Consider the following 4,573-nt stretch of genomic DNA (forward strand, 5'->3'; position numbering starts at 1 on the left):
TCGGCTCGGCGGGCTCTCCGGCGACGCCGCGCGCGTGTGTGCCCTGTTCCGACAGGCCGCCGGGGAGAGCGGTGAGCCGGAGCCGGGAGCGGCCGGAGCCGGAGCGGGAGGCCGGGACGACCACCACCGATGTGGCCGCGCGCCCCGCGAAGCGGGCGCGCACGTCCTGTTCGGCGAGCGGACGGCAGCGTTCCAGGAGGGCTGCGGCGGCGGGGCTGCCGCGCAGCGCGCGCAGGGCGGCGAGGTCGTCCGGGTGGGGTCGGTACCCGGTGTCCAGGGCCTCCGTGAGGAGTGCGGCGTAGCCCGTGACCGTGCCGGGGAGCGCGGCACGGTAGCGGGCGAGGTCGGCCAGCAGGAAGGCCCTCAGGCGGGCGTCCTCGCGGGTCGCCTCGTCGACGGACTCGGCGAGCCGGAGGCAGTCCTGCACCTCCTCCGCGGAGGCGGGGCTGGGATTGAGGGCGAGGGCGAGGGCACGACGGAGCACACGCAGCTCCTCCGCACCGAACGCCATGCCGCCGCGGGTTCCGTGGGGCGTGGGCATGCGGCGACGATACGCGCTAATCAGACAAAAGAGATGCCCTGACGACGCGTGGCGCCGGGGTTCCACCCGCGTGGACGGTTTTCTTCCGCCCCCGCCGCCCCCGCCCGTCCCATCCTCCAGGGGCTGCGCCCCTTCCACCCCCAGCTGCGGATGGGTGGGCTTGTCGAGCAGTTCCCCGCGCCCCTTTTTTTCAGGGCGCGGGGAACTGCGCGAACGGGGTCCGGGGCGGAGCCCCCGAGGATGGGACGGGCGGGGGCGGGGGCGGAACAAGCCTCACAGGCGCGACACGTTCCGCTCGTACACCAGCCTCAGCCCGATCAGCGTCAGCCACGGCTCGTGCTCGTCGATCACGGAGGACTCGCCGAGGACCATCGGCGCCAGCCCACCCGTAGCGATCACCGTCACTTCCTCGGGGTCGTCGGCGAGTTCGCGGACCATGCGGCTCACGACCCCGTCGACCTGGCCGGCGAACCCGTAGACGATGCCGGACTGCATGGCCTCGACCGTGTTCTTGCCGATCACACTGCGGGGGCGGGCGACCTCGATCTTGCGGAGCTGGGCACCCTTGACGCCGAGGGCCTCGACGGAGATCTCGATGCCGGGTGCGATGACGCCGCCGACGTACTCGCCGCGCGCACTGACCGCGTCGAACGTCGTGGCCGTACCGAAGTCCACGACGACGGCCGGGCCGCCGTACAGCTCGACGGCGGCGACGGCGTTGATGATGCGGTCGGCGCCGACCTCCTTGGGGTTGTCCGTCAGGATCGGGACGCCCGTCTTCACACCGGGCTCGACGAGGACCGCCGGGACGTCGCCGTAGTAGCGGCGGGTCACCTCACGGAGCTCGTGCAGGACGGACGGGACGGTGGCGCAGATCGCGATGCCGTCGATGCCGTCGCCCAGCTCGTCGCCCAGGAGCGGGTGCATGCCCATGAGGCCCTGGAGGAGAACCGCCAGTTCGTCGGCGGTGCGGCGCGCGTCCGTGGAGATGCGCCAGTGTTCGACGATGTCCTCGCCGTCGAACAGACCGAGGACGGTGTGGGTGTTGCCCACGTCGATCGTCAGCAGCATGACCCGTCCCCGCCCTACTCGGCCGCGCGCAGGTCGAGGCCGATGTCCAGGATCGGGGCCGAGTGGGTCAGGGCCCCGACGGCCAGGTAGTCGACGCCCGTGTCCGCGTACGCCTTCGCGTTGGTGAGGGTCAGGCGGCCCGAGGCCTCGAGGGCGGCTCGGCCGGCGACGATCCCCACGGCCTCTTCGCACTCGAGCGGCGTGAAGTTGTCCAGGAGGATCAGGTCGGCGCCCGCGTCGAGGACCTCGCGGAGCTGGTGGAGGGTGTCGACCTCGACCTCGATGGGCACCTCGGGGAACATCTCGCGCACGGCCTTGAAGGCCTGGGCGACACCGCCCGCGGCGACCACGTGGTTGTCCTTGACGAGGGCCGCGTCCGAGAGGGACATGCGGTGGTTGACCCCGCCGCCGCAGCGGACCGCGAACTTCTCCAGGGAGCGCAGCCCCGGCGTCGTCTTCCTGGTGTCGCGCACCTTCGCCTTCGTGCCCTCCAGGGCGTCCGCCCACGCGCGCGTGGCGGTCGCGATGCCGGAGAGGCGGCACAGCAGGTTCAGGGCGCTGCGCTCGGCGGTGAGGAGGTCGCGGGTGGCGCCGGTGACGCTGAGGAGCTTCTGGCCGTCCTCGACGCGGTCGCCGTCGTCGACGTGCCGCTCGACCTCGAACTCGTCGGTGCAGGCCACCGAGAGGACCGCCTCGGCGATCCTGAGGCCCGCCACGACGCCGCCCTCGCGGGCGGTGAAGTCGGCGGTGGCGCGGGCGTCCTCGGGGATGGTCGCGACCGTGGTCACGTCCACGCCGTGGTCGAGGTCCTCCTGGATGGCGACGTTGGCGATGTCCTCGACCTCCACGGGGTCGAGTCCGGCGTCGGCCAGGAGCTGGGCGAGCGCGGGGTCGAGCCCGCACTCCAGGTACTCCTCTTCGGTCAACCCGTCGTCGGCGCCGCAGGCGCAGCCGTCGCCGCAGCCGCCGCCGGAGGCGAGGGGAAGTTCGGGGGTGCTCACGTCTGTCACTGCTCCTGGTGATGCGGCCGGGTCGGGGGGAAGTCTGCGGTATCCGTGGTGTGTACGGCGAGCGTCCGGTCCGGATTCAGCCGTACGACGATGTGGCGGCGCCAGGCGGCGTCGTCGCGCTCGGCGCGGTCCTCGCGCCAGTGGCAGCCGCGGGTCTCCTCGCGCAGCCGGGCGGCGGCGACCAGGACGCGGGCCACGCACAGGAGGTTGGTGGTCTCCCAGGTGTCGACGCCCGGCTCGGCCGTCTTGCCGTGCTCGGCGAGGGCGTCGCGGGCCTGCGCGTGCAGCCGGTCCAGGGCCTCCGCGGCGGTCGCGAGGGAGGCCTCGGAACGCAGGACACCGGCGCCCTCGGTCATGGTCCGCTGGATCGCGAACCGGATCTCCGGATCGAGCAGCGGGTGCGCCGGCTTCTCGGCGTACGGGACGGGCTGGGGCACGGGCGCGTGGAGGCCGTTCCCGGCGTGGGCCGCGGCGATGTCGGCGACGATGCGCTCGGCGTAGACCAGGCCCTCCAGGAGGGAGTTCGAGGCGAGCCGGTTGGCGCCGTGGACGCCGGTGCAGGCGACCTCACCGCAGGCGTAGAGGCCGGGGACGGTGGTCCGGCCCTGGGCGTCGGTGCGGACGCCGCCGGAGGCGTAGTGGGCGGCCGGGGCGACCGGGATGGGCTCGGTGACGGGGTCGAAGCCGTGGGCGCGGCAGGCGGCGAGGATCGTCGGGAAGCGGTGCTCCCACATGTGGGAGCCGAAGTGCCGGGCGTCCAGGTACATGTGCTCGGTGCCCTGTTCCTGCATGCGGCGCATGATGCCCTTGGCGACGATGTCGCGGGGCGCCAGCTCCGCCAGTTCGTGCTGTCCGAGCATGAAGCGGATGCCCTCGGCGTCGACCAGGTGGGCGCCCTCGCCGCGTACCGCCTCGGAGACGAGCGGCTGCTGGCCCTCCGCGTCCGCGCCCAGGAACAGCACGGTCGGGTGGAACTGCACGAATTCGAGGTCGGAGACCTCCGCGCCCGCGCGCAGGGCGAGGGCGACGCCGTCGCCGGTGGAGACGGACGGGTTGGTGGTGGCGGAGAAGACCTGGCCCATGCCGCCGGTGGCGAGGACCACGGCGGGGGCGTGGACGGCTCCCACGCCGTCGTGCTGGCCCTCGCCCATGACATGCAGGGTGACACCGGCGGTGCGGCCGTCGGCGTCCGTCAGGAGGTCCAGGACGAGCGCGTTCTCGACCGTGCGCAGCCCGCGCGCGCGTACGGCCTCGACGAGGGCCCGGGAGATCTCGGCGCCGGTCGCGTCGCCGCCCGCGTGGGCGATGCGGCGGCGGTGGTGGCCGCCGTCGCGGGTCAGCTCCAGGCCGCCCTCCTCCGACTCGTCGAAGTGGGCGCCGGTCTCGATCAGGCGGCGTACGGCGTCGGGGCCCTCGGTGACGAGGAGCCGTACGGCCTCCTCGTCGCACAGGCCCGCGCCGGCCACCAGGGTGTCGTCCTGGTGCTGCTCGGGGGTGTCGCCCTCGCCGAGGGCGGCGGCGATGCCGCCCTGGGCCCAGCGGGTGGAGCCGTCGTCGAGGCGGGCCTTGGTGACGACGACCGTACGGAGGCCGGCGGCCTCGCAGCGCAGCGCGGCGGTGAGGCCGGCGACGCCGGAGCCGACGACCACGACGTCGGCGGCGACGGACCATCCCGGGGCGGGCGCGTGCAGTCGTATGCCTGTGGTGGTCACGAGGCGGCTCCGAAGGTCAGGGGGATGTTGTCGATCAGCCGGGTCGTCCCCACCCGGGCCGCGACGGCGAGGACGGCTTCACCGGTGAAGCCGTCGGGGATGTCGGTGAAGTCGGACGGGTCGACCAGAGCCAGGTAGTCCAGGGCGAGCGGCGGCTGCATGCGCAGGGCCTCGTCGAGGACCAGGCGGGCTGCGCCGCGGACGGCGGCCGGGCCGCCGGGGGCGGCCTTGGACATGGC

Annotated in this window: 5 protein-coding genes; all 5 read right to left on the bottom strand. The window is 73.8% G+C overall.

What is annotated here, in order from left to right:
- Positions 1-511 (bottom strand): hypothetical protein (locus AWZ10_RS11365; protein ID WP_060891000.1); only part of this gene is annotated, 511 nt, incomplete at its 3' end.
- A 303-nt stretch (positions 512-814) separates the two neighbouring features.
- Positions 815-1,612, bottom strand: coding sequence for a type III pantothenate kinase (locus tag AWZ10_RS11370; RefSeq protein ID WP_060891001.1), 798 nt, complete (start codon positions 1,610-1,612; stop codon positions 815-817).
- 14 nt (positions 1,613-1,626) lie between these two features.
- Positions 1,627-2,613 (bottom strand): carboxylating nicotinate-nucleotide diphosphorylase, encoded by a 987-nt coding sequence (gene nadC / locus AWZ10_RS11375; protein ID WP_046710050.1) that lies wholly within the window; start codon positions 2,611-2,613, stop codon positions 1,627-1,629.
- A gap of 5 nt (positions 2,614-2,618) precedes the next feature.
- Complete coding sequence (locus AWZ10_RS11380) at positions 2,619-4,334, bottom strand: L-aspartate oxidase (protein ID WP_060891002.1); 1,716 nt, start codon at positions 4,332-4,334, stop codon at positions 2,619-2,621.
- Positions 4,331-4,573, bottom strand: a 243-nt coding sequence (locus AWZ10_RS11385; protein WP_208618483.1) for a pantoate--beta-alanine ligase, incomplete at its 5' end; no start/stop codon positions are given. The genes AWZ10_RS11385 and AWZ10_RS11380, both read right to left, overlap by 4 nt.

The sequence above is a fragment of the Streptomyces europaeiscabiei genome (assembly GCF_001550375.1).
In the GTDB taxonomy this organism is placed as follows: Bacteria; Actinomycetota; Actinomycetes; order Streptomycetales; family Streptomycetaceae; genus Streptomyces; species Streptomyces europaeiscabiei.